We start from the raw sequence: 22,041 nt of genomic DNA, 5'->3' as shown, positions 1-22,041 counted from the left end.
CACGCTGGGGTCATGCACATTCCGTTCCTGGGCCGCCGGCACGAGAAGAACGGTCACCCGGCGCTCCCCGCCGACCCCGCGTCGGTCGCCGAGCTGCTGTCCGAGTGCGAACTGCTCCGCTCGCAGGCGGCCCGGGCGGGGGTGCGCCTCGACGATTCCCCGGCCTCCCTGGAGGCGCTGGACCAGATGGTCCCGCGCTGGCGCGACGACGCCGAGATCCTGCCCTGGCTGGGCAACGACGCCGGGCTGTACCTGGGCACGGTCGTGGTGCGCACCGTGGCCGGCGCGGTCTGGACGATCCGTTCCGACGGGGAGCCCGTCGTACGGCTGCCCTCCGGCCGTGAGGCCGAGGTGGTGCCGGCCGGGCGGGAGTGGGCCGTGAGCGGCGTTCCCGAGCTGTCCCAGCTGTACGCGGAGATCGCCGAGGCCTGAGCCGACACCCCCTTCGCTCACTCCGTTGACGTAAATACGGCTAATGCCCGGAAAGTGCGTGTCGTCCTTCAACTCCGCAGTCGTGTGGATAGTTTGCGGCGACCACGACACAGAGCGAGTAGGGCTGCGGATGGCCGTCGATCCGTTGATCGAACTGCGGAACGTCAACAAGTACTACGGGGAGCTGCATGTCCTCCGGGACATCGACCTCACTGTCGGCAGGGGAGAGGTGGTCGTGGTCATCGGCCCGTCGGGCTCGGGCAAGTCGACGCTGTGCCGGACGATCAACCGGCTGGAGACCATCGCCTCCGGCACCATCGCGCTCGACGGCCGGCCGCTGCCCGAGGAGGGCAGGGCGCTCGCCAGGCTCCGCGCCGAGGTCGGCATGGTCTTCCAGTCCTTCAACCTGTTCGCCCACAAGACGGTCCTGCAGAACGTCTCCCTCGCCCAGATCAAGGTCCGCGGGCGCAGGAAGGACGACGCCGACCGCCACTCCCGGGAACTGCTCAACCGCGTCGGCCTCCTGCCGCAGGCCGACAAGTACCCGGCGCAGCTCTCCGGCGGGCAGCAGCAGCGTGTCGCCATCGCCCGAGCCCTCGCCATGGGCCCCAAGGCCATGCTCTTCGACGAGCCCACCTCCGCCCTCGACCCGGAAATGATCAACGAGGTGCTGGAGGTCATGCGCCAACTCGCCCGGGACGGCATGACCATGGTCGTCGTCACCCACGAGATGGGCTTCGCCCGCGCCTCCGCCCACCGCGTGGTCTTCATGGCCGACGGGCGGATCGTGGAGGACAGCAGTCCGGAGGAGTTCTTCACCAACCCGCGCAGCGAGCGCGCCAAGGACTTCCTCTCCAAGATCCTCAAGCACTGACCGGGGGAGTGCGACCCGTGTTCCGTACCACCCGTGTGCCCCGCGCCCTGAGCGCCGCGCCGCGCGCCGTCCGGTGCGCCGTCCTGTGCGCCCTGCTCACCGCGCTCGCCACCGCCTGCGGCAAGGAGGGCAGCCCGCCCACCAAGGGCCCGGCGGCCGACGAACTGCCGCACTACCGGGTGGCGCGCGGCTTCCGGCTGCCCGGCTCCAGGACCTGGACCCGCGCCCACCAGCGCGGCCACCTCGTCGTCGGCGTCAAGGAGGACCAGCCCTATCTAGGCGAGAAGGACCCCGCGACCGGCACCTACTCCGGCTTCGACATCGAGATCGCCCGGATGATGTCCGCCTCCCTCGGTCTGCCGCCGAAGACGATCCGCTTCCGCACCATCGCCTCAGCCAACCGCGAGACCGCGCTGCAGAACGGCCAGATCGACTACTACGTGGGCACCTACACCATCAACGCCAACCGCAGGAGGCTCGTCGGCTTCGCGGGCCCCTACTACATGGCGGGACAGGCCCTGCTGGTGCGCAAGGGCGAGAAGGACATCCACGGCCCCCGGGACCTCGCCGGCCAACGAGTCTGCTCGGCGGCCGGTTCGACGCCGTACCAGCGCATCAAGGACGACTACCCGAAGGCGATCCCGGTCGCCTACGACACCTACTCCGTGTGCGTCGACAACCTGCTCACCTACCAGGTCGACGCCGTCACCACGGACGACGCCATCCTCATCGGCTACGCGGCCAAGGCTCCCGGCGAACTGAAGGTGGTCGGAAAGCCGTTCTCCAAGGAGCCGTACGGCATCGGCGTCCCGCACGGCGACAACGCCCTGCGCTTCGCCCTCGACGACGCACTTCAGGCACGCGAGAAGAACGGCGACTGGAAGAAGGCCTACGACGCCACGCTCGGCCTGTCCGGTGTACCCGCCCCCCACCCGCCCGCGATCGACCGCTACCCGGCGAGCTGAACCAGGACGGTATGAACGTACTGAAAGACAACTTCCCGACCTACTGGGAAGGCTTCCTCGGCACGGTCGAACTGACCGTCTACTCCTCCCTGCTGGCGCTGGCACTGGGCTTTGTGATGGCGTCCTTCCGGGTCGCCCCGGTCGGCTCGCTCAGGGTCTTCGGCACGGTCTGGGTCACCGTCCTGCGCAACACCCCGCTCACTCTGCTGTTCTTCGCGGTGCTCCTCGGCCTGCCCAGATTCGGGATCGTGCTGCCCTTCGAGGTGTTCGCGGTGCTCGCCCTCGGCTGCTACACCTCGGCGTTCATCTGCGAGGCACTGCGCTCCGGCATCAACACCGTGCCCGCGGGACAGGGCGAGGCGGCCCGCAGCCTCGGCATGACCTTCGGCCAGACCCTGAACCTGGTCGTGCTGCCCCAGGCGTTCCGGTCGGTGATCCCGCCCGTCGGCTCCACGCTGATCGCGCTGGCCAAGAACTCCGCGATCGCCGGCGCGTTCAGCGTGACCGAACTGCTCGGCACCTACAAGACCATCAACGAGCTCGGCTACGACATCGTCTGGACGTTCGTCTGGATCGCCGTCGGCTATCTGATCATCACGCTCGCCATCAGCGCCCTGTTCAATCTGCTGGAGCACACCTGGGGGGTCGCCCGATGACCGGGGTCACCGCGCTCTACGACGTCCCCGGACCGCGCACCCGGCACCGGCACGCCGTCTACGGCGTCCTGTCCACGGCGGTCCTCCTCGCCCTGCTCGCCTGGGTTCTGTACCTGCTGTTCGCCACCGATCAGTTCACCTCCACCAAGTGGGCGCCGTTCGCCTACAAGGGCATCCAGGAACTGCTGCTGCGGGGGCTCGGCAACACGCTGAAGGCGTTCGCGATGGCGGCCGCCTTCTCGCTCGTCCTCGGCGGTCTGCTGGCCACCGGGCGGCTGTCGGACCACCGGCCGGTGCGTCTGTCGGCCACGGTGGTGGTGGAGTTCTTCCGCGCCATGCCCGTACTGGTGATGATCTTCTTCATCTTCGTGGCGCTGAAGGTGCAGCCGCTGCCGGCGCTGGTCGCCGGACTCACCCTCTACAACGGTTCGGTGCTCGCCGAGGTGTTCCGCTCCGGCGTGAACGCCGTCGAACGCGGCCTGCGCGAGGCCGCGTTCGCGCTCGGCATGCGCAAGACCCAGGTCATGGCGCACGTCCTCGTCCCGCAGGCGGTACGGGCCATGCTGCCCGCCATCATCAGCCAGTTGGTGGTCGCCCTGAAGGACACCTCCCTGGGTTTTCTCATCACCTACGAGGAGTTCCTCCACGCCGGGAAACTCATCGCGTCGAACCTCGACTACGATTTGCCGTTCATCCCCGTGGTGATGGTGGTCTCGCCGATCTACATCGGGATGTGCATGCTGCTCTCATGGTTCGCCGGTTGGGTGTCCCGCCGTGAGCAGCGCAGTCCCAAGACCGAGGCCGTGGCAGTCGCCGCGGCCGGTCCTGGGGCGCTGCTGCCTGGTGGGGAGCCCCCCACGGCCCCGGGACCGTAAGGGGGGCGGCAGTTCACGGGCCAGGCTCGTCCGGCGGCAGCCGGGGATCACTGCTCGCGCAGCGGGACCGACACGTACGACGGGTCGTCCGCGGGTGAGGAGAAGGTCAGCTGCGCGCCGGACGGGTTGTGCTCGGTGTACAACGGGTCGACCGTGTCGACCACCAGGGCGAGGTGATGCCCCGCGGGGACGTCGTAGGCCGTGGAGAACAGGTCCAGGTCCACGCCGAACGGCTCGCCGGGCGTCCGCCCGTGCCAGGTGTAGGGCGCGTGGGTGACCAGCCTGCCGAAGCCGAGCGGACCCACGTCGTACAGGTAGGCGACCAAGGTGCCGCTCTCGTCGGTCGGGGTGAGGGTGGTGTGCAGCGTCGCCGTGCCACGCACCCGCTGGTCGGCGCCGTAGTGCTCCGACTGCCACACGGCCGCCCAGCGGCGCGGCAGCAGCGGTATCGAGGCGATCGGCGGCAGCTGGGCGAACTGGTCGAGGATGCTGGAGAGGAAGACGATCCCGCCGTCCGCGCCGGAGTCGACGTTGGCGTGCAGCGTGGTCGTCCCGCCGAGCGCGATCTTCCGCCGGGTGGCGGTGGCCGACTTCCAGTCCGGATAGCCCTCGTATCCCCCCGTGCTACGGGGCTTCAGCTGGACCGGCTGCTCCCGGTCGATGCCGTTGTCGGAGCCCTTGAGGTAGTGGTCGAACCAGCGCTGGGTGTCCGTCCACACGTCGTTGGGCAGCCCGAACAGGCCGGTCAGCTCGGCGGTCGCGTGGTCGCCGGGGCGCAGCTCCAGCCGCTTGGGCCCGGTCAGCTTCTGGTAGAAGTCGGCGTACTGGTTGACGGGGAAGACCGTGTCGCCCCAGGCGTTGGCGAGCAGGACGGCGGCGCCGTTGCTGTTGAGCTGGTCGACATAGGTCAGGGCGGAACGCTTCTTCCCCCAGTCGATCATGGCCTGTTCCTTCGACAGGTCCGAGGAGTACACGTTGTCGAGGATCTCCCGCAGTTCCGGGCTCTCGCGGCCGGTGAGGGTGGCCGCGCCGTCCAGGAAACCGAGTGCCTGGACGTGCTGGGTGCGGCCCGAGTAGATCGAGGCGACCAGGTCCGCCCAGCCGCTGAGCGCCGCCACGGCCTTGATGCGCTTGTCGTGGGCGGCGGCGAGCAGGCTGATCCCGGCCCCGTAGGACACCCCGCCCATGCCGATGTGGCGCGGATCGGCCGGGGTGTTCGCGAGGGCCCAGTCGATGACCTTGGAGGCGTCCGCTATGTCGGGCGGACCGGCCACTTCTATCTGCCCGCCGGACTGCCAGAACCCGCGCACGTTGTAGGTGAGCACCACATAGCCGGAGTCGGCGAGCTTCCGCGCCTGCGCGAGGTACTCGATCTGGGGCAGGCTCCAGCTGGTGGGCAGCACGACGAGCGGATAGCTGTGCGAGCCGTCGGCACCCGCGGGGGTCACGACGTTCGCCTTCAGCACGGTGCCGCCGTCGCCCACGATGTCGACGAAACGGACGGACGGCGTGGCCTGCGCGGCCGGGGCCAGGCCGACGACGGTGCCGGCGATCAGCGCCGCCGACACGGCTGCCGCCGCGGCGGTGCGGGGGGCGGTGCGGGGGGCGGTGCGACCTCGTCCCACGGGTCACTCCTTCACTTGGTTGAGTGCAAAGTGACCCGACGGTAACCGGCCTTCCTTACCGCAAGTAACCCGTCGGTAAGTTACGTACCGGTAAAGGTTGTTGACCATTCGCTCGCCGACCGCGCGCGGCACACCCCGTTCCCCGTGCGCCCCGCGCAGCGCACGCCGCTGGTGCGCGGGCGCCGCGGGATGGATCCCCGACGCGGCGTTTACCGTCTTGTGAGGTATCCGCGAACGGCGAGCTGTTCGGGTGCCGGCCGTTGGGAGGGGAGACACAGGATGGCCGAAGGATTCCGTTTCGAGGTGCTCGGCAGAGTGCGCGCCTACCGGGGGGACGTCGAACTGCGCGTGGGTCCGCCGCAGCAGCAGGCTCTGCTGTGCCTGCTGCTGCTGCGCGCCAACCAGCCCGTCTCGATGGCGCAGATCGTCGACGCGCTCTGGGCGGACACCCCGCCGACCCGGGCGGTGACCACCATCCGGACCTACGTATGGCGGCTGCGCAAACTGCTGGAGCCGGAGGGTGCCTCGCCGTCCGTTCTGGAACTGGCCGGCGACGGCTACCGGCTGACCGTGTCCGAGGGGGCGCTGGATCTGCGCCGGGCCGAGGAACTGGCCGCCCGGGCCGCGCGCGCCGTGGCCGACGACCGGGCGCCCCAGGCCGCGGGGTTGCTGGCCGACGCCCTGGGCCTGTGGGAGGGGGAGCCGCTGGCCGGGGTGCCCGGGCCGTTCGCGGAACGGCAGCGGGCCCGGCTGGAGGAGCTGCGGCTGGCCCTGCTCGAGGAGCACTTCGAGGTGGCCCTGGCCCTCGGCCTGCACCGCTCCGCCATACCGGACCTGGTCGAACTGACCGAGGCGCATCCGCTACGGGAACGCCCCTACGGGCTGCTGATGCGCGCGCTGTACGGGGCCGGCCGCCAGGCCGACGCCCTCGCGGTGTTCAGCCGGGTGCGGGACCTGCTCGTCGAGGAGCAGGGCATCGAGCCCGGCCCGGAACTGACCGACGTGCACCGGCGGATCCTCACCGCCGACCCCGCGCTGACCGGGCCCGGCCCGGCGCGGTCCGCCGCGCCGCCGGGACGCGGCTCCGACGCCGCCGGCCCCCCGGCGCCGCGCGGGCAGGACACCGGGACCGGGCCCGAACCGCGGCCCCCCGCCCAGCCCCGGCCGGCCGCGGCGGCACCCGCCCCCGCACGGCCGGTGCCCGCCCAGCTCCCCTACGACGCACCGGACTTCGTCGGACGCGGCGAACAGGTCGACGCCTGGTACGCGCTGCTCACCGAACCCGTGCGCAGGGCCCCCGGAGCGCTGGCGCCCGTCGTGCTGGCCGCCGCCGGGATGGGGGGCGTCGGCAAGACCTGCGTCGCCCTGCACATCGCCCACCGGGCCCGCGCCCACTACCCGGACGGCCAGCTCTACGTCGATCTGCGCGGTGGCGGGACCGACCCGGCGGAACCCGGCTTCGTGCTGGCCGGATTCCTGGCCGCGCTGGGCGTGCCCGAGGACGAGGTACCCGACGGCGTCGAGGACCGCTGCCGGCTCTTCCGGTCGCTGGTGGACGGGTGGCGGCTGCTGATCGTCCTGGACAACGCCCGGGACGCCGCCCAGGTCCGGGAACTCATCCCGGGATCGTCCAGCTGCGCCGTCATCCTCACCAGCAGATCGCCCATGTTCGACCTGCCGTTGACGGCCCAGCTGCTGCTGGGGCCGTTCCGCACCGACGAGGCGCTGGCCCTGCTCGGCTCGATCATCGGCCCGGAGCGGCTGGCCGCACAGCACGAGGACGCCCTGGAACTGGTCGAGGCCTGCGGCCATCTGCCGCTCGCGGTACGGATCGTGGCGACACGGCTGGCGGCGCGGCCCGCCTGGACGGTGGCGACGCTCACCGCGCGGCTGGCCGACGAGCAGCGGCGCATCTCCGAACTGCGGATCGGAGCGCTGGCCATCGACGCCGCCTTCGAACTCGGCTACCAGCAGCTCACGGTCGAGCAGGCGCGGGTGTTCCGGCTGGTGGCCCTGGCCGGCGCTGCCGACATCGGGGTGCCGGCGGCCGCCGCCGCGATCGGTACCGACGAGGCCACGGCGGAGAGCGTGCTGGAGTCCCTGACCGACGCCGCGATGCTGGAGTCGGCCAAGCCCGGACGCTACGGCTACCACGACCTCGTGCGGGTCTTCGCCCGGCAGCGCGCGGTGTCGCATGACCCCGCGGAGGCGGCGACGGCCCTCGGCGGGCTGCTGGACTTCCTGCTGGCGACGGCCGCCAGCGCGTTCGTGCACCTGGTCCCCGGAGACCCGGTGGCCGACGCTTTCGGCCCCCTGAGATCGCCGGGACGCTCGTTCCGGGACGTGCACGCCGCCCGCGCCTGGGTGACGGCGGAGATCGACGGCCTGGTCGCCGCCGCGCTCAGCGCCGTCACCCTACGCCTGCCGGACAGCGCACAGGACCGGCTCGGCAGCGCGGTGGACCTGCTGCTCGCGGTCAGCCCCTTCACCCACGCCATCTGGTACGACCGGATGACCCCGGTGGCACTGGCGCTGGCCGAGACCGCGGAACTGACCGGCTGTCAGCGGATCGTCGGACGGGCCCGGGTGCTCTGCGGCGGCATCGCGCTGCGCGCGGGCAGGGTCGCCGACGCGGGGCGGCACGCCGGACTGGCCGTCGCGGCGGCCCGCGCCGCCGGCGACGTCTACGCCCTGCGCCAGGCCCTCAACGACCGAGGCCTGGTCGCACAGTTCCTGCGCCGCTTCGAGGAGGCGGCGGCCTGCTACGACGAGGCGATCGCCCTGGCACACACCCTGGGTCACCGCTCGGGTGCGGCGGCGACCACCATCAACGCGGCTCTGGCCCGCGTGCGCAGCGGACGGCCGGAGGAGGCCCTCGCCTCCTGCGAGTCCGCGCTGACGCTGATGCGCGAGCTGGAGGACAACGTCGGTGTGGCCTACGCCCTGTACGTCCTCGCCCTGGCCTTGCACGAACTGGGCCGCTACGAGGAGGCGGCGGCCCACTACGGGGAGGCCCTGACGGTGTGCCGGGCGGCCGGGCTGCGGGAGCGGGAGGCGCAGGTGCTCTACCGGCTGGCCGAGACCCTGCGCACCACGGGACGGGAGCGGGAGGCGGTGGAACACGCGGCCTCGGCGGTCGCCCGGTGCGAGGAGGCGGGCTCGGAGCGGGACCGGGGGCAGGCCCTGGTCGTCATGGGGCGGGCGCTGGCCGACCTGGGGGAGACGGTCCGGGCCAGGGACCACCTGGAGCGGGCCCACGGTGTCTTCACGCGCCTGGGACTGCCCGACGCGGCCGATGTGTCGCAGCTGCTGGTCGGGCTGGGCTGACGGAGCCGTCACGGGGCCGGGACGGCGGCCTTCCGTGAACGGCCGTGCGAGGGAGCGGCGTTGGTCGGTCGGTGAAGGTGCGAGCCGGGGAGCCCGGGCCCGGTGGGGCCGGGCTCCCCGGTGCGGGCGGGGGTCAGGCGCCCGTGGCCGTCAGACGCGGCAGGAGATGGGCGACCAGGTCGGCCTGCTGGATCTCGTGCTGGGCCTTGCCCTCCAGGTCCCTGAGGACCACGGCCTGCCGCTGCCGCTCGTCGCGGCCGACGATGACCGCGAATCGGGCGCCGCCGCGGTCGGCGCGGGCGAGTTCCTTGCCCAGCTTGCGCGGTTCCAGGGTGGTCGACGTGCGGATGCCCGCCTGCCGCAGCAGCCGGGCGACCTCGCGGGAGGCGGGGACCAGATCGTCGTCGACGGGGATCACGGTGACGTCCACCTCGTTACGTGCCTCGGGCAGCAGGCCGTGGGTGTCGAGGAAGTCGTGCAGGGTGACGTCGCCCATCCCGAAGCCGATGCCCGGGATGCGCTGGGTGGTGAAGAGGCCGGCGAGATCGCCGTAGCGGCCGCCGCCGAAGAGGGAGCGGTTGTTCGCCGGAGAGCGGTCGAAGACCTCGAAGACGGTGGAGGTGTAGTACTGCAGACCGCGCACGATGAAGGGGTCGAAGACGAAGAGGTCCTTCGCCTCGCTCTTCATCACCCGGGCCAGCGCGGAGGTCTCCCGGACCTCTTCGGGGAGGTCGGGCAGCACCTCGGCGCCGGAGCGGAGGGTGGACTCCAGCAGGTCGAACAGGCGGCCGTCGAGACCGAACTCCGCCGCGTCCTCCCGCAGTTTCTCGGTCGGCACCTTCTCCCAGCGGTCGATGAGGGCCATGGTCTGCTGGTGCGCGCTCTCCGGCACCTTCACCACATCGCGCAGGATGCTGTTCAGGATCGCCCGGTCGCCCACCCGCAGCAGCCACATGTCGCGGGTCGCCCCGAGGGAGCCCATCACGTCGTGGACGAGTTCGAAGATCTCGATCTCGCAGTTCGGGCTGTCGGAACCGAAGATGTCGACGTTGAGCTGCCAGTGCTCACGGGTGCGGCCGCGCTGCGGGCGCTCGTAGCGGTGGCAGTTGACGTGGCTGTACCAGCGCACCGGGAACTGGAGGCTGCCGGCGTTGCCGGCGATCATCCGGGCGACCGAGGGCGTCATCTCCGGACGCAGCGCGAGCCGGCGGCCGCCCCGGTCGGTCAGGGAGTACAGCTGCTGGTCCGCGATCTCCTGCCCGGACTTCGCCTCGTAGATCTCCGCGGACTCAAGGATCGGCCCGTCGTACCGCCCGTAGCCGTAGCGCTCCACCGTCTCGTACAGATGCCGGAACACCTGCTGCCGGACGGACATCTCGGCGGGCAGGAAGTCCCTGGTGCCTCGGTAGGGAGCGGTGGGCAGGAGACGACTCACGGAAGGGCTCCTCTGACGTGTACGAAAGCGAGAAACGACATTCTAGACGGCATTGCTGACGTCGAGTCAGCGCCCGCGGCGCCGGGGCTCACGGGGACGGGGGCGCGGGTGTACGGGCGCCCAGGACGGCCGAGCCCACTCTGACGTGGGTCGCGCCCGCGGTGATGGCGGCCTCCAGGTCGCCGCTCATCCCGGCCGACATCACCGTGGCGTCCGGATGGTCGCCGAGCAGCCGCTCCCGGACCTCGCGCAGACGGGCGAAGGCCCGGTCGGCCGGCTCCCGCGGCGGGGCCACCGCCATCACACCGGCGACCGTGAGCAGCGGCGAGCCGGCGAGGAGGTCGGCGATCCGGCTCACCTCGTCGGGGTGGGCTCCGCCGCGGCCCGGGTCGTCGTCCAGGCTCACCTGGACCAGGCAGCGCAGCTCCCGCTCCGCCCGGTCGGCGGCCCGGCCGAGCGCGGTCACCAGACAGACGCGGTCCACGGAGTGCACCATGTCGGCGTAACGGGCCACCGAGGCGGCCTTGTTGGTCTGGAGCCGTCCGACGAAGTGCCAGGACAGGGCCGGTGAGAGGTCGGCACAGGCCGCCGCCTTCACGGACGCCTGCTGGTCCTGGTTCTCCCCCATGTCGCGCACGCCGAGCGCGGCCAGCAGGCGGACGTCCTCGGCGGGCCGGGTCTTGGTGACGGTGATGAGGGTGATCCCGGTGTGGTCGCGCCCGGCCGCCCGGGCGGCCTCGGCGATCCGGGCGCGGACGGCTGCCAGCCGGTCGGCGAGGAAGGCCCGTCGGGCCTGAAGCGCATCGGGAGCGCGAACGGCCTCGGGGGCGGGGTGCGGAGGTGTCGTCACGGTCGTCCTTCTCGTTCTCTAGGCCGGCAGACCGGCCAGGGCCGCGGTCACCCGGTCGGCCTGCCGCTCGGTGAGCGCGGCGAACAGCGGTACCGAGACGGTGCTGTCCACGACGCGTTCGGCTACCGGGAACCCGCCCGGTTCGAGGCCCAGTTGCCGGTGCAGCAGGTGCCGGGCGGGGATCAGGGGGTCGGCGCGGATGCCCGCAGCGCGCAGATGGCCGATCCACCGCCGCTGCTGGGCGCGGTCGGCGGCCCGCAGGCAGTAGCGGTAGGGCACCCGGCCGTCAGCCGCTCCGGGCGGGGGCGCGACATGCGGCGGGAGGGCGGCGGTGTAGCCGGCGGCGAGGGCGCGCCGGTGCGCGGTGATGCGGTCCAGGCGCCGGAACTGGCTGAGCGCCAGGGCGGCCGCGGGGTCGGCGAGGCGGTAGTTGAAGCGCGGGGCGTAGCGCTCACGGGCGGCCGGGTCCTGGTAGACGCGGACGCGTTCGAAGGCGGCCGGGTCGGACTGCAGCAGTACGCCGCCCTCGCCCGCCGCGATCGTCTTGGTGGCGTAGAAGGAGAACACGGCCGCGTCCCCGATGCCGCCGAGAGGGCGGCCCCGCTCGTCGTGGCCGCCCAGGCTCTGGCAGCAGTCCTCCACGAGCAGCGCGGTCCTCGCGCGCAGGGCGTCCAGGTCGGCGGCGTTGCCGTGGGTGTGCACGGCGATGACGGCGTCGACGCGGCCCGCCCCGTCGAGCCGTCCGGGATCGAGGTTCAGCGTCCGCTCGGTGATGTCCACGACCAGCGGGGTGCAGCCGGCGGCCAGCACGGCGTCCAGCAGGGCCGAGCAGCCGTAGGTGGGGACGGCGACGGTGGCGCCGGTGTCCCCGATCCCGGCGCCGCGCAGCGCCAGCGTCAGTCCGGCGGTACCGGAGGAGACCGCGGTGGCGTGCCGGGGGTGGAAGCGCTCGGCGAACGCCTCCTCCAGCGCCGCGGTCCGGGGGCCGGAGGCGAGCCATCCCGAGCGCAGGGCCTCGCTCACCGCGGCGACGTCGTCCTCGGTGACCAGCGGCCCGTTGTGCGGGATCACCGGCTCGTGGGGCGCGGTCGCGTCGGGGGCGGCCGGACGGGTGTGCTGCGATGTCATGTCAGGCCCTTCTCCAGCCTTTCCAGTGCCTGGCGCAGCACGCTGTCGCGTTTGCAGAAGGCGAAGCGGACATGGCGGCGCCCGGCGTCGGGGTCGGCGTAGAAGACCTGGTGGGGGATGGCGGCGACGCCGCACCGGCGGGGCAGCTCACGGCAGAACTCCATCCCGTCCCGTTCGCCGAGGGGGGTGATGTCGGCGGTGACGAAGTAGGTGCCCCGCGGCGGCCGTACGGCGAAGCCGAGCGCGCGCAGTCCGTCGGTCATCAGGTCCCGGCGTCGCCGCAGGGATGCCGCGGCGGCGGTGAAGTACTCCTCGGGGAGGCGGAGGGCCTCGGCGACCGCGTGCTGGAAGGGGGTGCCGCCGGCGAAGGACAGGTGCTGCTTGACCTCGCGCACGGCGGTGACGAGGTCCGCGGGGCCGGTCGCCCAGCCGACCTTCCAGCCGGTGAAGGAGAAGGACTTGCCGGCCGAGGAGACGGTGACGGTGCGTTCGAACATGCCGGGCAGGGCGGCGATGGGCCGGTGGGTGCCCTCGAACACGAGGTGCTCGTAGACCTCGTCGGAGATCACCAGCAGATCGTGCGCCCGGGCCAGCGCGGCCACTTCGTCCAGCTGCTCGGGGGGAAGGACCGCGCCGGTCGGGTTGTGGGGCGAGTTGAGCAGCAGGATCCGGGTGCGTCCGGTGATCGCGGCGGCCAGTTCCCGGGTGTCCAGGGTGAAGCCGGGGGCGTGCAGCCGGACCGGCACCAGGGTCGCTCCGGCCAGGGTGGCGCAGGCGGCGTAGGAGTCGTAGAAGGGTTCCAGGGCCACGATCTCGTCGCCGGGCGCGGCCAGCGCGAGCACCGCGGCGGCCAGGGCCTCGGAGGCGCCGGTGGTGACGACGACCTCCCGGTCCGGATCGATGTCCAGTCCGTAGCGCCGCCGTTGGTGGCCGGCGACGGCGTGGCGCAGCGCGGGCAGCCCGGGGACCGGCGGGTACTGGTGGTGGCCGGCGCGCAGGGCGCGGACGGCGCTCTCGACGACGGTGTCGGGGCCCGCGGTGTCGGGGAAACCCTGGCCGAGGTTGATCGCGTCGTGCCGTTCGGCCAGGGCCGACATCTCGGCGAAGACGCTGTGCCCGTGCGCGGCGAGGCGGCCGCGGCGCGGCACGGTGCCGGGGCCGCCGTCGCAACCGTGGCGCGGGCCGGTCACGGCCGGCCGCCGGGACCGGACGCTTCGGGCTCCGGCCGGTGGATCTCCAGCAGGGCGAAGCGGTGCAGCAGTTGGCTGCCGTTGAGGTACACCAGCGCCGGGTCCCCGGTGGCCTCGGGGTCGGGCACGGTGTGCGAGCGCAGGGGGTCTTCCGGGCGTCGCTCGCGGGGTGCGGCGGGAAGGTAGCGGTGGAAGGTGTGGCGCAGTTTGGCCCGCTCCAGCAGCCGGCCGACGGTCCGCACGGAGAACTGGTTCCATCCCGGCAGCCACTCGGGGTCGCCGTCCGGATGGCGCAGCCGGACCACGACGTCCACCGGTTCGGGGTTGAACAGACCGAAGACGTAGGCGCGTCCGCCGGGCGCGGTCAGTCTCAGCAGCGCGTCGATCCAGTGCCGGGGGTCGTCGAAGTGGCTGTGCAGGGCGACCATGAAGACGGTGTCGAACGGCCCGGCGGGCAGGGTATCGGGCCGCAGCACGTCGCCGGTGGCGAAGCGGGCGCCCGGTACCCGGCGCCGGGCCGCCTCGATCAGCGTCGGCTGGATGTCCACGCAGGTCAGGTCGATGCCGGGATGGCGGCCAAGGAGGTAGTGGGCGAACGCCCCCGCCGCGCAGCCCACTTCGCACACCTGCCCGCCGGGGCGGGTGCCCAGCCAGGAGTCGGCGTGGTCGACGACGAAGGGGAAGTAGTGCGGGTGCTCGCTGTCCACGGGACGCTCGGCGTAGCGCAGGTCCAGGTTGCGGGGGCCGCCGGCGGGTCCGGGGAGGGCCGGGTGCTCGGCCGGGGGCCCGGGGGTGGTGGTCCGGGGTGCTGGACGGGGGGTGGTGGTCATCGGCCGTTCCCGGTGGTGGTGGGCTTTCGGGTGAGTGCCGCCAGCCGGGCGAAACCCTCGACCGGCAGGCTGCGGAAGGGCAGTTGGTCGCCGCAGGGCAGGGCGTTGCGGCGCAGGAAGTCCCGCAGGTCGTGGCCGACGTCGTCCAGGCAGCCGGTGAGCCGCCCCGAGCGCAGTTCGAACAGGGCGCGGGTCCGCCCGGTCCAGGGCCGCAGGTCGGGGCGGTCGTCCACGGTGAGCAGATGGAAGCCGCGCCCGCCGGCCGCGTCGGCGTGGGCGTTGACGGTGTCGAGGCCGGTGGTCCCGGTGACGAGCAGCACGCGGTGGCCGTCCCCCACGTCGATCGGGCCGTCGAGGGCACGCTTGGCGGGCAGGCCCTTCCAGTGCAGCTCGGCGACCCATTCGTCGAGCAGGGCGTCGACGCGCCGGTGGGCCTCGTCGCCCTGGGGCGGCCGGGGGGCCAGGGTGCGCTTGACGGCCGCGGGCACGCCGCCGGCCAGTACGCCGGCGGGCAGGTCACGGCTGACGACGCTGCCCGCGGCGACGATGGTGCCGGCGCCGATGGTCACCCCGGGGAGCACCGTGGCGTGGTAGGCGAGCCAGACGTTCCGCTCGACGCGCACGGGCGCGAAGGTCGCGGGGTAGCCGTCCAGCAGCCGGTGACCGAAGTGGAATCCATGGGTCCAGATGGTCAGATGGGAACCCGAACCGACCTCGTCGCCCAGGATGATGGGCTGGTTGGCGTTGAGGATGCTGTGCGGTCCGATCGCCACCCGGGCGCCCAGGACGACGTGCGAGGTGGAGGCGGTGGTGCCGCCGTAGCCGATGCTGGTCTCCCGGCCGAGGTAGAGCAGCCGGTCGGCCTGGAAGGACCGGCAGGTCACCTGGGCCAGGGACTCGATGCGCCCGCCGCCCTCGACCTCGAAGGCGTCGGCGACGAGCACCGTGACCGAGGACTGGATCTCGGTGGCGTCGCCCAGGAAGAGGGTTCCGGCCCGCAGGTCGCAGTTCTCCCCGATGGTGACGCCGTCGCCCAGGGTCAGGGTGTCGGCGGCCAGGACGGTGCCTGCGCCGATGGTCACGTCGCGGCCGACGCGGACGTCGGCGCCGAGCCAGGCGCGCACACCCGGCCCGAGCCTCACTCCGGCCTCGATCAGCCGGCGCCGGCCGGCCGAGCCGTCGTCGGGGGTCTGGTCGATGGTCACGTCGATCCCTTGCGGCCCTTCGCCAGGGCGGCGCCCAGGCTGTCGACGAAGGCGGCGAACCCGGTCGCGGCCGGTCCGCCGTCGCGTTCGAGGGCTTCGGCCAGACCCGGGCAGCGGTCGGTGAACACCGGTGCCTTCACCCCCGTCAGGTTCGCGCCGGTGACGACGGTCTTCACCCAGGTGGACTGGTACATGCCGGCGCCGTCGAGCCGGGCGCCGGACAGGTCGGACTGGCTGAACCGGCTGTAGGCGCAGTTGGCGCCGACCAGGCTGGCTCCGCGCAGGTCGGCGGCGATGTAGGCCTGGACGAGGGTGGCGCCGTCCAGGACGGCGTGGCGCAGGCTCATGCCGCGCGGCGGATCGCCGGTGATCATGGCGCGGTACAGGTTGGCGTGGCGCAGGCCGGCCCGGGCGAGGCTGGAGTCGCGCACGGTGAGGCAGCGGCCCAGGAAGGTGCTCATCTCGGCGTCGGACAGGTCGCTCTCCACGATGTGGAGGTTCTCGCCGCGGGCCGCGGTCAGGACGGCGCCGCGCAGGCTGCTCTCCACGATGCTGCCGTTGTTCAGCGACGCGCCGCCGAGGCGGACCCGCGGCAGGGTGCAGCGCAGCCAGCGGGCGCCGGTGAGCTGGGCGCCGCCGAGGTCGGCGTCGGTGACGGCGAGGTCGGTGAAGTCGGCGTCGGGGGCCTTGAGTCCGGCCGCCTGCCAGCCGTGTGCCTGGACGCCGGTGATCCGCAGCTGCGGCAGCCCGGCGTCGGCGAGCACCAGACCGTCGGCGGCGGTGAGCCGCTGGAGGACCAGCCCGTGACCGGCCACCGACCGCAGCGAGGTGTCGCGCAGGCTGGACTTGGTGACCGAGAGCTGGTCGACGCAGCTGCCGTCCAGGGCGGCGCCGTCCAGGAGGCACTCGCTGATCAGGGCGCCCTGGAGGTTCATGTTGCGCATCGAGGCGTCGGACAGGTCGCACTGGTAGAACGACGAGCCGGACAGATGGCCGTCGTCCAGGTGGGCGCCCCGCATGCCGCACCCGTGGAAGAGCGTGCCGGTGGCGTCCCGCAGCCCGGTCAGGTCGGCGCCGTCGAAGACACAGGTCTGTGCGGCGAGGGCGTGGACATAGGCGGAGCGCAGGCTGGCCCCGGTGAGGTCGGTGCGCTCCATGCCCGGGCAGACCATGGTGACCTCGGAGAGGTCCGCCTCCCGCAGCCGGGTGCTGTGCAGCAGGGCCCGGTTGAGGGTGGCGCGGCGCAGGTCGACGCCGCTCAGGTCGAGGCCGGTCAGATCGGCCTCGGTGAGGTCCATGCCGCGGCCGGTGGTGTCGATCAGATGTTGCGTCGTCTCGGTCACGCGCTTGAGCAGCACGGGGCGTAGTTCGTCGTTGGCGGCGGCCAGGCGCCGCAGCAGTTCCAGCGGAGTGGTGTCGGGCATCGGGGTTCCTCAGGTGCGGGCGGGACGGATGGGTTCGGTGGGCCCGGGGCGGGCCGGCCGCCGGTGGCCGATCACCGCGCGGATCCATCGGCTGAGCTGTTCGGGGTCCGGATCGCCGGGCGCCGGGGGCCGGTGTTCCAGTACGACGGCCGGCGCGCCGGTGAGGTCGAGCAGCGCGGGCAGCACCTCGGCCAGCGGGAGGTAGCCGTCGGCGGCCGACTGGCCGGCATGGGCGGGTTCGTGGCCGTGTTCGGGGTAGCGCGCGGCGGTGGTGTTGTAGACGTGCATGCTGCGCACCCTGGGGCCCAGGGCAGCGGCGTAGGAGAGCGGCCCCCGCTCCGGGCCGAGCAGGTGGGCGTGGCCGAGGTCGAGGCAGAGCCCCAGCTCCGGACGGCCGGCGAGGACGTCGCGATAGTGCGCCGCGGTGTGCAGCAGCGGGTGCGCGGAGAGGTTCTCCACCAGCACGGGCACCGCGTGTTCACGGGCCAGTGCGCAGACGGCGTCCAGGAAGTCACGGCACCAGGTGCCGAACGCCGCGACCGGGTAGGGCGGATAGGGGCTCGGGAAGTGCACGACCACGTGGAGCGCGCCGAGGTCGGCGGCGCAGCGGACGGTGTCCTCGGTCATCCGCAGCGCGGCCGCCGCCTCGTCCGGGTCGGGACCGGTGGGCGCGAACCGCCGCAACGGGCGCGGCTCGTCGTAGGGGACGGGCGTGTGCAGCGCCGGCCGGATGCCGTGGCGGTCGCAGAACGCGCCGATCGTGGAGAGCATCGAGCGCGGATAGTTGTAGAACTCGACGACCTCGGGTTCATAGGCGAGCAGCCCCGGCAGATCGGTGCGGTCGGCCAGCACACCGGTGGAGACGCCCAGCAAAGTCATACGGCACCTCCCGGGACGGCGCCGGCGGCGATGCGCGCGGCCGCGGCCCGGTCGGTCTTGCCGGTGCGGCCCAACGGGGGCTGCTCGACGCGGTGCACCCGCTCGGGCACCTTGTGCGCCTCCAGCCGGTGCCGCCCGTGAGCCCGCAGTTCCTCCTCGGAGGGCATACGGCCCGCGCGCGGCACGAAGAGCAGATGGAGCCGCTCGCCCAGCAGGGCGTCGGGGACGCCGACGGCGACGCAGGCGGCACAGTCGGGGTGGTCGGCGTAGGCGGCCTCCACCTCCAGCGGGGAGATCTTGGCGCCGCCGCGCACGATGAGCTGCTTGGCCCGGCCGACGAGTTCCACCCGGCCGTCCCGCCGCCGGTGCCGGGCGAGGTCGCCGGTGCGCAGCCAGGGGCCGGTCATGGTGGCGGCGGTGGCGGCGGGGTCGTCGAGATAGCCGGTCATCAAGTGCGGTGTACGCAACCAGAGTTCACCGGCCGTACCGGGGGCCGCGGGCGGGGGGTCGGCGTCGGCCTCGGCACCGGCGGCACCGGCGGCACCGGCGGCACCATCCACGGTCACGATGCGGTACTCCACGCCGGGGGAGGGGCTGCCGATGGTGCCCGCCTCGTCGTCGTAGCGGTCCGGGGTGAGGATGAAGTCGGAGGTGGCACTCTCGCTCAGCCCGAAGACGTCGGCGATCCCGGCGTGCGGCAGCAGGCCCCTGACCTTGCGGCCCAGTCCGGCGGGCAGGGGTTCACCGCCGCAGATCCAGGTGCCCGGGGAGCCCGACTCGGCGAGGCGGCGCAGCAGTCCGGTGCCGTCCGGGGCGGTGTCGAGTTCGCGGTGGATCAGACGCAGCATGCTGGGGACGACGGCGGTGCGGTCCACGGTCCGCCGGGCGAGCCGCTCCAGCACCTGGCGGGCCCGGAAGCGCGGGGTGAGCAGGAGGGTGCCGCCGGTGGCGAGGGTGAGCAGGGACGTCCACTGGCCGAAGCTGAAATTCAGGTGCAGCACGTGCAGCGCGGTCTGTCCCTCGCCGAACGGCAGCACCTCGTTGATCGCGCGGAGTTTGGTGTGCAGGGCGCGGTGGGAGAGCACCACGCCCTTGGGGCGGCCGGTCGAACCGGAGGTGAAGACCACCAGGGCCTCCTCCTCGTCCAGTTCGGCCGGCGGACGCGACGCGCCGCCGGCGGGGTCGCCGACGATCTCGCCGAGCCACGGGTGGCCGGCCGGACCGGTGACGCCCGCCCAGGCCGGGGGGTGGTGACGCGGGTCGCCGAGCAGCAGCCGGGCGCCGACGCGTGCCGCGGTGGAACGCAGCACCAGGGCGGGGGAGTCCCGGTGCACCGGGACCACGACCGCTCCCGCGGACCAGGCGCCCAGTTCGCACACGACATCGCCGCATCGGTTGTCCACGGCGACGAGAACGGGTTCGCCGCGCCGGTGCCCGGCCGCCACCAGGGCCGCGGCGAGGGCGCGGCCCCGCTTGCCGAGAGCCCGGTAGCCGAGGACGTTCTCACCGTCGTCCAGGGCGGTACGGTCCGCGAAGCGCGCGCAAGCGGCATCGAGGAGCGCGTCGAGCCGCTCGGGGACGCCGCTCCAGGCGGCGGGGGCCGTCACGCCGGAACCTTCCGGACCGCCGGGTGCCACCGCGCGGATTCGTCCTCGGCGGGGTAGGGGAAGTCGTCGTCCAGCGGGCGGACGACGGTACCGAGCCCGAGGTCCCACAGCGACGCCCCGTAGTCCCGGCATTCCGCGAGGGTGCCGGCGGCCAGCGGGAACTCGGCGTGGTGCAGCGAGGAGAAGATCACCTCGAAGGCCTGCGGGAAGTCCATGCCGGGCAGGGCGGCCATCACGGCGGCGACCAGGTTGTCGAACGAGAGCTGGTTGGGCGAGCGGGTGACGCAGACGACGTGGTCCCGCGGGCCGTCGGCGCGGTGCGGCGCCTCGTACAGGCGGGGGTAGGTGGGGCGCCAGACGCAGGAGTACGGGTCACGCCACATCGGCTCGACGATCGCGCGCAGCGTCCCGGGATCACGCCAGCGCGCCGGCAGCAGGATCCCGGGCGGGTAGGCCTGCGCGACGTCCCTGTAGTCCCCGAAGTCGGTGCCGCTCAGCAGGGCCCGGCAGTCCGCGCAGTCCTGTCCGAAGACGGAGAGCTGGAGCGCGAACTCCTCCCAGTGGTCCGGGGTGTGGACCACGTTGGCCCACACTCCCAGGCGGTAGGCGGCGCGTGCCTTGCGCTTGACCGCGGCGGCCACCTCCACCGTGTCCTCGCCCCCACGGACGACGATCACCTCCATGGGCTGGTGCGCGTACCAGAGATCGAGGGTGAGGTGCTCCAGCGGGTTCTCGGCGCGCCGCATGTCGGCGAAGGCGCGCCCGATGTCGTCCTCGTCCAGGAGAAGCCGGTGATGGCACAGAACGGTCAGCCCGGCGTCGCGCACCGTGTCGAGGATGAAGGGCTGGAGGCGGCGCGAGACCCCGTCCGGCTTGATCAAGAGCAAGGAGTACTGGCTCTCAGGCTGGCGTCCCAACTGCTTCCCCTCTACGTCCGCGTGCTTGTCGTCGTGAGATTGACACAGCGACTCATGGAGAGTCAATAACAAGAGTCAAGTTGGCATGGCGGTGGAGCCGGTGTGGGCGGCGGGTAACGCCAAGGCCTGCGTAAGCAGGGCAAGTTCGGGAATGGCGGTCGGGGTGTCCGTTCGCCGGAACTTATTGACTGAGTCTCTTGACTCTCTAGTCTCGATCATGGTCATATGGATTTGCCGCAAGGGAACGAGTCCTCGCGGAATTACCCATCAAAAAGGAGAGTCGTCATGACCCGTAACCACGCCGTCGGCCTGCGTCCCCGCCTCGACAAGGTCAAGGTCCGCGCCGGTAAGTAAGCAGGCCCAGTGCCGGGTTGCCGTCGGTCCTCGTACCGGCGGCAGCCCGGCCGCCGCATTCCCGGGCCCGCAAGCCCGTCCCGCTCCCGGCCGCGCCCACCTCCCGGCCGGGTTCCGGGTTCGCCCCGGCGGCGTTCCCGGCGGTGTGCGACGGGCCCGGCACCGGCCGTGTCCCGGCGGCTCGCCGGACGGATCCCGACGCGGCCCACCCCGCCCGCACCGTCGCAGCGACGAAAGACCTCCCGTGACCGAACAGCTCCTGATGAACAACGTCCCCGTACTGGTGGACCGCACCCCCGGCAGCCGCACCACCACCGTGTGCGTCGCCGTCGGATCGGGTGCCCGGCACGACCCCGAGAACGTCGCCGGCGCCACGCACATGCTCGAACACCTCGTCATGTCGGCCCCGTTGGACGGCGGCCCGTCGCTGAGCGAGCGGACCGAGCGGCTCGGCGGCAACTGCAACGCCCTCACCAGCCCCGAACTCCTGGTGATCCACGCCCAGATGCTCAACGAGGACGCGGCCCGGGTCATCGGCTGGATCGGCACCTCCCTGCTCCGCCCCGAACTGACGGCCGCCACCCTCGACCGGGAACGCCAGGTCGTCCTCCAGGAACTGAGCGCCGCCGCCTCCGATCCCTCCGACGCGGTGCAAGACGCCTTCCTGACCCGGCTGTTCGCGGGGCATCCTCTCGGCTCACCGGTGGGCGGCGACCCCGAGAGCGTCGCGCGCATCACCGTCGACGGCATGCGCGACGCCCACCGCCAGGCCCTGGCCGGCGCACCGGTCGCGGTGAGCGCCGTCGGCGGGCTGCCCGCCGGTGAACTGCTCGACGCCCTCGCCGAAGCGGGCCTCGGCACTCTGCCGGCCGCGGCACCACTCGGCGCCCGCCCGCGGCACGACCCGCCTGCGGTGCCCGCCGGAACACCCGAGCGATGGCCCGACGACTTCTGCTGGCTGTTGGCCGGCAGCCGGGCACCGCACCTGGGTGATCCGCGCCGGCACGCCTACACCGTGCTGGCCCACCTCATGGGAGCGAGCCCCGCGTCCCTGCTCTACGCGCGCATCCGCAACGACGAGGCGCTCGCCTACTCCTTCCAGTCCTGGTCCCGGGCCTACAGCGACACCGGCGCCTGGCGGATGCTGGCCGGCGCCGAACCCGCCAACGCCCCGCGCCTCCTGGACTCCTTCCGCTCGCTGCTCGCCGAGGTCGCATCCGAGGGGCCGGGCGAGGAGGCCTTCCCGGCAGCCGTCCGGCAGGCCGTGATGGAGGTCGTGCTGCGCGCGGAGTCCCAGCAGGACGCCGCCATCGCGCTGGCCACCGACCGGGCGCTGGCCGCCGAGGTCACCCTGCCCGAACAGGAGATCGAGGCACTCGGCCGGGTCACCGCCGAGGAGGTCGCCGCGGCGGCGGCCGAGGTGGCCCGCGACCTGGTCGCCGTGGTGCGCCCCGAGGCGGGCTGAGCC

Annotated in this window: 18 protein-coding genes; 7 read left to right on the top strand and 11 right to left on the bottom strand. The window is 72.8% G+C overall.

The window, feature by feature from the left end; genetic code table 11:
• Positions 1-12: 12 nt before the first annotated feature.
• From ACIBA9_RS19665 to ACIBA9_RS19645, 5 genes are all read left to right on the top strand, one after another.
• A complete protein-coding gene (locus tag ACIBA9_RS19665) occupies positions 13-432 on the top strand; it encodes a DUF6278 family protein (protein WP_393901446.1) in 420 nt (139 codons plus the stop codon).
• Between the two features lie 130 nt (positions 433-562).
• Positions 563-1,306 (top strand): amino acid ABC transporter ATP-binding protein, encoded by a 744-nt coding sequence (locus ACIBA9_RS19660; protein ID WP_399364560.1) that lies wholly within the window; start codon positions 563-565, stop codon positions 1,304-1,306.
• 17 nt (positions 1,307-1,323) lie between these two features.
• Positions 1,324-2,271 carry a glutamate ABC transporter substrate-binding protein gene (locus tag ACIBA9_RS19655; RefSeq protein WP_399364558.1) on the top strand — a complete coding sequence of 316 codons (948 nt, stop codon included), beginning with the start codon at positions 1,324-1,326 and terminating at the stop codon, positions 2,269-2,271.
• 11 nt (positions 2,272-2,282) lie between these two features.
• On the top strand, positions 2,283-2,927 hold the full coding sequence (locus ACIBA9_RS19650) for an amino acid ABC transporter permease (RefSeq protein WP_399364556.1): 645 nt from the start codon (positions 2,283-2,285) through the stop codon (positions 2,925-2,927).
• Positions 2,924-3,802 carry an amino acid ABC transporter permease gene (locus ACIBA9_RS19645; protein WP_399364554.1) on the top strand — a complete coding sequence of 293 codons (879 nt, stop codon included), beginning with the start codon at positions 2,924-2,926 and terminating at the stop codon, positions 3,800-3,802. Before ACIBA9_RS19650 ends, ACIBA9_RS19645 begins: the two co-directional genes overlap by 4 nt.
• A gap of 47 nt (positions 3,803-3,849) precedes the next feature.
• Here ACIBA9_RS19645 and ACIBA9_RS19640 read toward each other — a convergent pair whose 3' ends face one another.
• The gene (locus tag ACIBA9_RS19640; protein ID WP_399364552.1) at positions 3,850-5,427 is read right to left on the bottom strand and encodes a CocE/NonD family hydrolase; all 1,578 of its coding nucleotides are present in this window, start codon (positions 5,425-5,427) and stop codon (positions 3,850-3,852) included.
• A 279-nt stretch (positions 5,428-5,706) separates the two neighbouring features.
• Between ACIBA9_RS19640 and ACIBA9_RS19635 the strand changes: the two genes are divergently transcribed.
• Complete coding sequence (locus ACIBA9_RS19635) at positions 5,707-8,754, top strand: BTAD domain-containing putative transcriptional regulator (RefSeq protein ID WP_399364549.1); 3,048 nt, start codon at positions 5,707-5,709, stop codon at positions 8,752-8,754.
• Positions 8,755-8,887: 133 nt separating this feature from the next.
• Here the strand turns inward: ACIBA9_RS19635 and hisS are convergent, their stop codons facing one another.
• The 10 genes from hisS to ACIBA9_RS19585 form a co-directional block, all read right to left on the bottom strand.
• Positions 8,888-10,189 carry a histidine--tRNA ligase gene (gene hisS / locus ACIBA9_RS19630; RefSeq protein WP_362161356.1) on the bottom strand — a complete coding sequence of 434 codons (1,302 nt, stop codon included), beginning with the start codon at positions 10,187-10,189 and terminating at the stop codon, positions 8,888-8,890.
• 88 nt (positions 10,190-10,277) lie between these two features.
• Positions 10,278-11,039: a YggS family pyridoxal phosphate-dependent enzyme gene (locus ACIBA9_RS19625; protein ID WP_399364547.1), complete on the bottom strand. Its 762-nt coding sequence runs from the start codon at positions 11,037-11,039 to the stop codon at positions 10,278-10,280.
• Positions 11,040-11,057: 18 nt separating this feature from the next.
• A complete protein-coding gene (locus ACIBA9_RS19620) occupies positions 11,058-12,167 on the bottom strand; it encodes a DegT/DnrJ/EryC1/StrS family aminotransferase (RefSeq protein ID WP_399364545.1) in 1,110 nt (369 codons plus the stop codon).
• Entirely contained in the window at positions 12,164-13,357 is a 1,194-nt protein-coding gene (locus ACIBA9_RS19615; RefSeq protein ID WP_399364543.1) for a pyridoxal phosphate-dependent aminotransferase, read from the bottom strand. Before ACIBA9_RS19615 ends, ACIBA9_RS19620 begins: the two co-directional genes overlap by 4 nt.
• Positions 13,354-14,187, bottom strand: a complete 834-nt coding sequence (locus tag ACIBA9_RS19610) for a class I SAM-dependent methyltransferase (RefSeq protein ID WP_399364541.1) — start codon at positions 14,185-14,187, stop codon at positions 13,354-13,356. Before ACIBA9_RS19610 ends, ACIBA9_RS19615 begins: the two co-directional genes overlap by 4 nt.
• Positions 14,184-15,392 carry a DapH/DapD/GlmU-related protein gene (locus ACIBA9_RS19605; RefSeq protein ID WP_399364539.1) on the bottom strand — a complete coding sequence of 403 codons (1,209 nt, stop codon included), beginning with the start codon at positions 15,390-15,392 and terminating at the stop codon, positions 14,184-14,186. The genes ACIBA9_RS19610 and ACIBA9_RS19605 overlap by 4 nt, the downstream gene beginning before the upstream one ends.
• A complete protein-coding gene (locus ACIBA9_RS19600) occupies positions 15,389-16,816 on the bottom strand; it encodes a pentapeptide repeat-containing protein (RefSeq protein ID WP_399364537.1) in 1,428 nt (475 codons plus the stop codon). Before ACIBA9_RS19600 ends, ACIBA9_RS19605 begins: the two co-directional genes overlap by 4 nt.
• Before the next feature lie 9 nt (positions 16,817-16,825).
• The gene (locus ACIBA9_RS19595; RefSeq protein WP_399364535.1) at positions 16,826-17,695 is read right to left on the bottom strand and encodes a sugar phosphate isomerase/epimerase family protein; all 870 of its coding nucleotides are present in this window, start codon (positions 17,693-17,695) and stop codon (positions 16,826-16,828) included.
• Complete coding sequence (locus tag ACIBA9_RS19590) at positions 17,692-19,302, bottom strand: class I adenylate-forming enzyme family protein (protein ID WP_399364533.1); 1,611 nt, start codon at positions 19,300-19,302, stop codon at positions 17,692-17,694. The genes ACIBA9_RS19595 and ACIBA9_RS19590 overlap by 4 nt, the downstream gene beginning before the upstream one ends.
• On the bottom strand, positions 19,299-20,183 hold the full coding sequence (locus ACIBA9_RS19585; protein WP_399364531.1) for a hypothetical protein: 885 nt from the start codon (positions 20,181-20,183) through the stop codon (positions 19,299-19,301). The genes ACIBA9_RS19590 and ACIBA9_RS19585 overlap by 4 nt, the downstream gene beginning before the upstream one ends.
• A 634-nt stretch (positions 20,184-20,817) precedes the next feature.
• Between ACIBA9_RS19585 and ACIBA9_RS19580 the strand changes: the two genes are divergently transcribed.
• Positions 20,818-22,038, top strand: a complete 1,221-nt coding sequence (locus ACIBA9_RS19580) for a M16 family metallopeptidase (protein ID WP_399364529.1) — start codon at positions 20,818-20,820, stop codon at positions 22,036-22,038.
• The last annotated feature ends 3 nt before the right edge of the window (positions 22,039-22,041 follow it).

The sequence above is a fragment of the Streptomyces sp. NPDC051452 genome (genome assembly GCF_044454765.1).
In the GTDB taxonomy this organism is placed as follows: domain Bacteria; phylum Actinomycetota; class Actinomycetes; order Streptomycetales; family Streptomycetaceae; genus Streptomyces.
The sequence above is the reverse complement of the archived record's forward strand: the minus strand, read 5'-3'. Positions and strand labels throughout refer to the sequence as shown.

Excerpts from the sequence above, each read along its gene's own strand:
- ACIBA9_RS19635 (WP_399364549.1), top strand. The coding sequence starts at position 5,707 with ATGGCCGAAGGATTCCGTTTCGAGGTGCTCGGCAGAGTGCGCGCCTAC.
- ACIBA9_RS19665 (WP_393901446.1), top strand. The coding sequence starts at position 13 with ATGCACATTCCGTTCCTGGGCCGCCGGCACGAGAAGAACGGTCACCCG.
- ACIBA9_RS19610 (WP_399364541.1), bottom strand. The coding sequence starts at position 14,187 with ATGACCACCACCCCCCGTCCAGCACCCCGGACCACCACCCCCGGGCCC.
- ACIBA9_RS19660 (WP_399364560.1), top strand. The coding sequence starts at position 563 with ATGGCCGTCGATCCGTTGATCGAACTGCGGAACGTCAACAAGTACTAC.
- ACIBA9_RS19645 (WP_399364554.1), top strand. The coding sequence starts at position 2,924 with ATGACCGGGGTCACCGCGCTCTACGACGTCCCCGGACCGCGCACCCGG.
- ACIBA9_RS19620 (WP_399364545.1), bottom strand. The coding sequence starts at position 12,167 with ATGACATCGCAGCACACCCGTCCGGCCGCCCCCGACGCGACCGCGCCC.
- ACIBA9_RS19595 (WP_399364535.1), bottom strand. The coding sequence starts at position 17,695 with ATGACTTTGCTGGGCGTCTCCACCGGTGTGCTGGCCGACCGCACCGAT.
- ACIBA9_RS19650 (WP_399364556.1), top strand. The coding sequence starts at position 2,283 with ATGAACGTACTGAAAGACAACTTCCCGACCTACTGGGAAGGCTTCCTC.
- ACIBA9_RS19600 (WP_399364537.1), bottom strand. The coding sequence starts at position 16,816 with ATGCCCGACACCACTCCGCTGGAACTGCTGCGGCGCCTGGCCGCCGCC.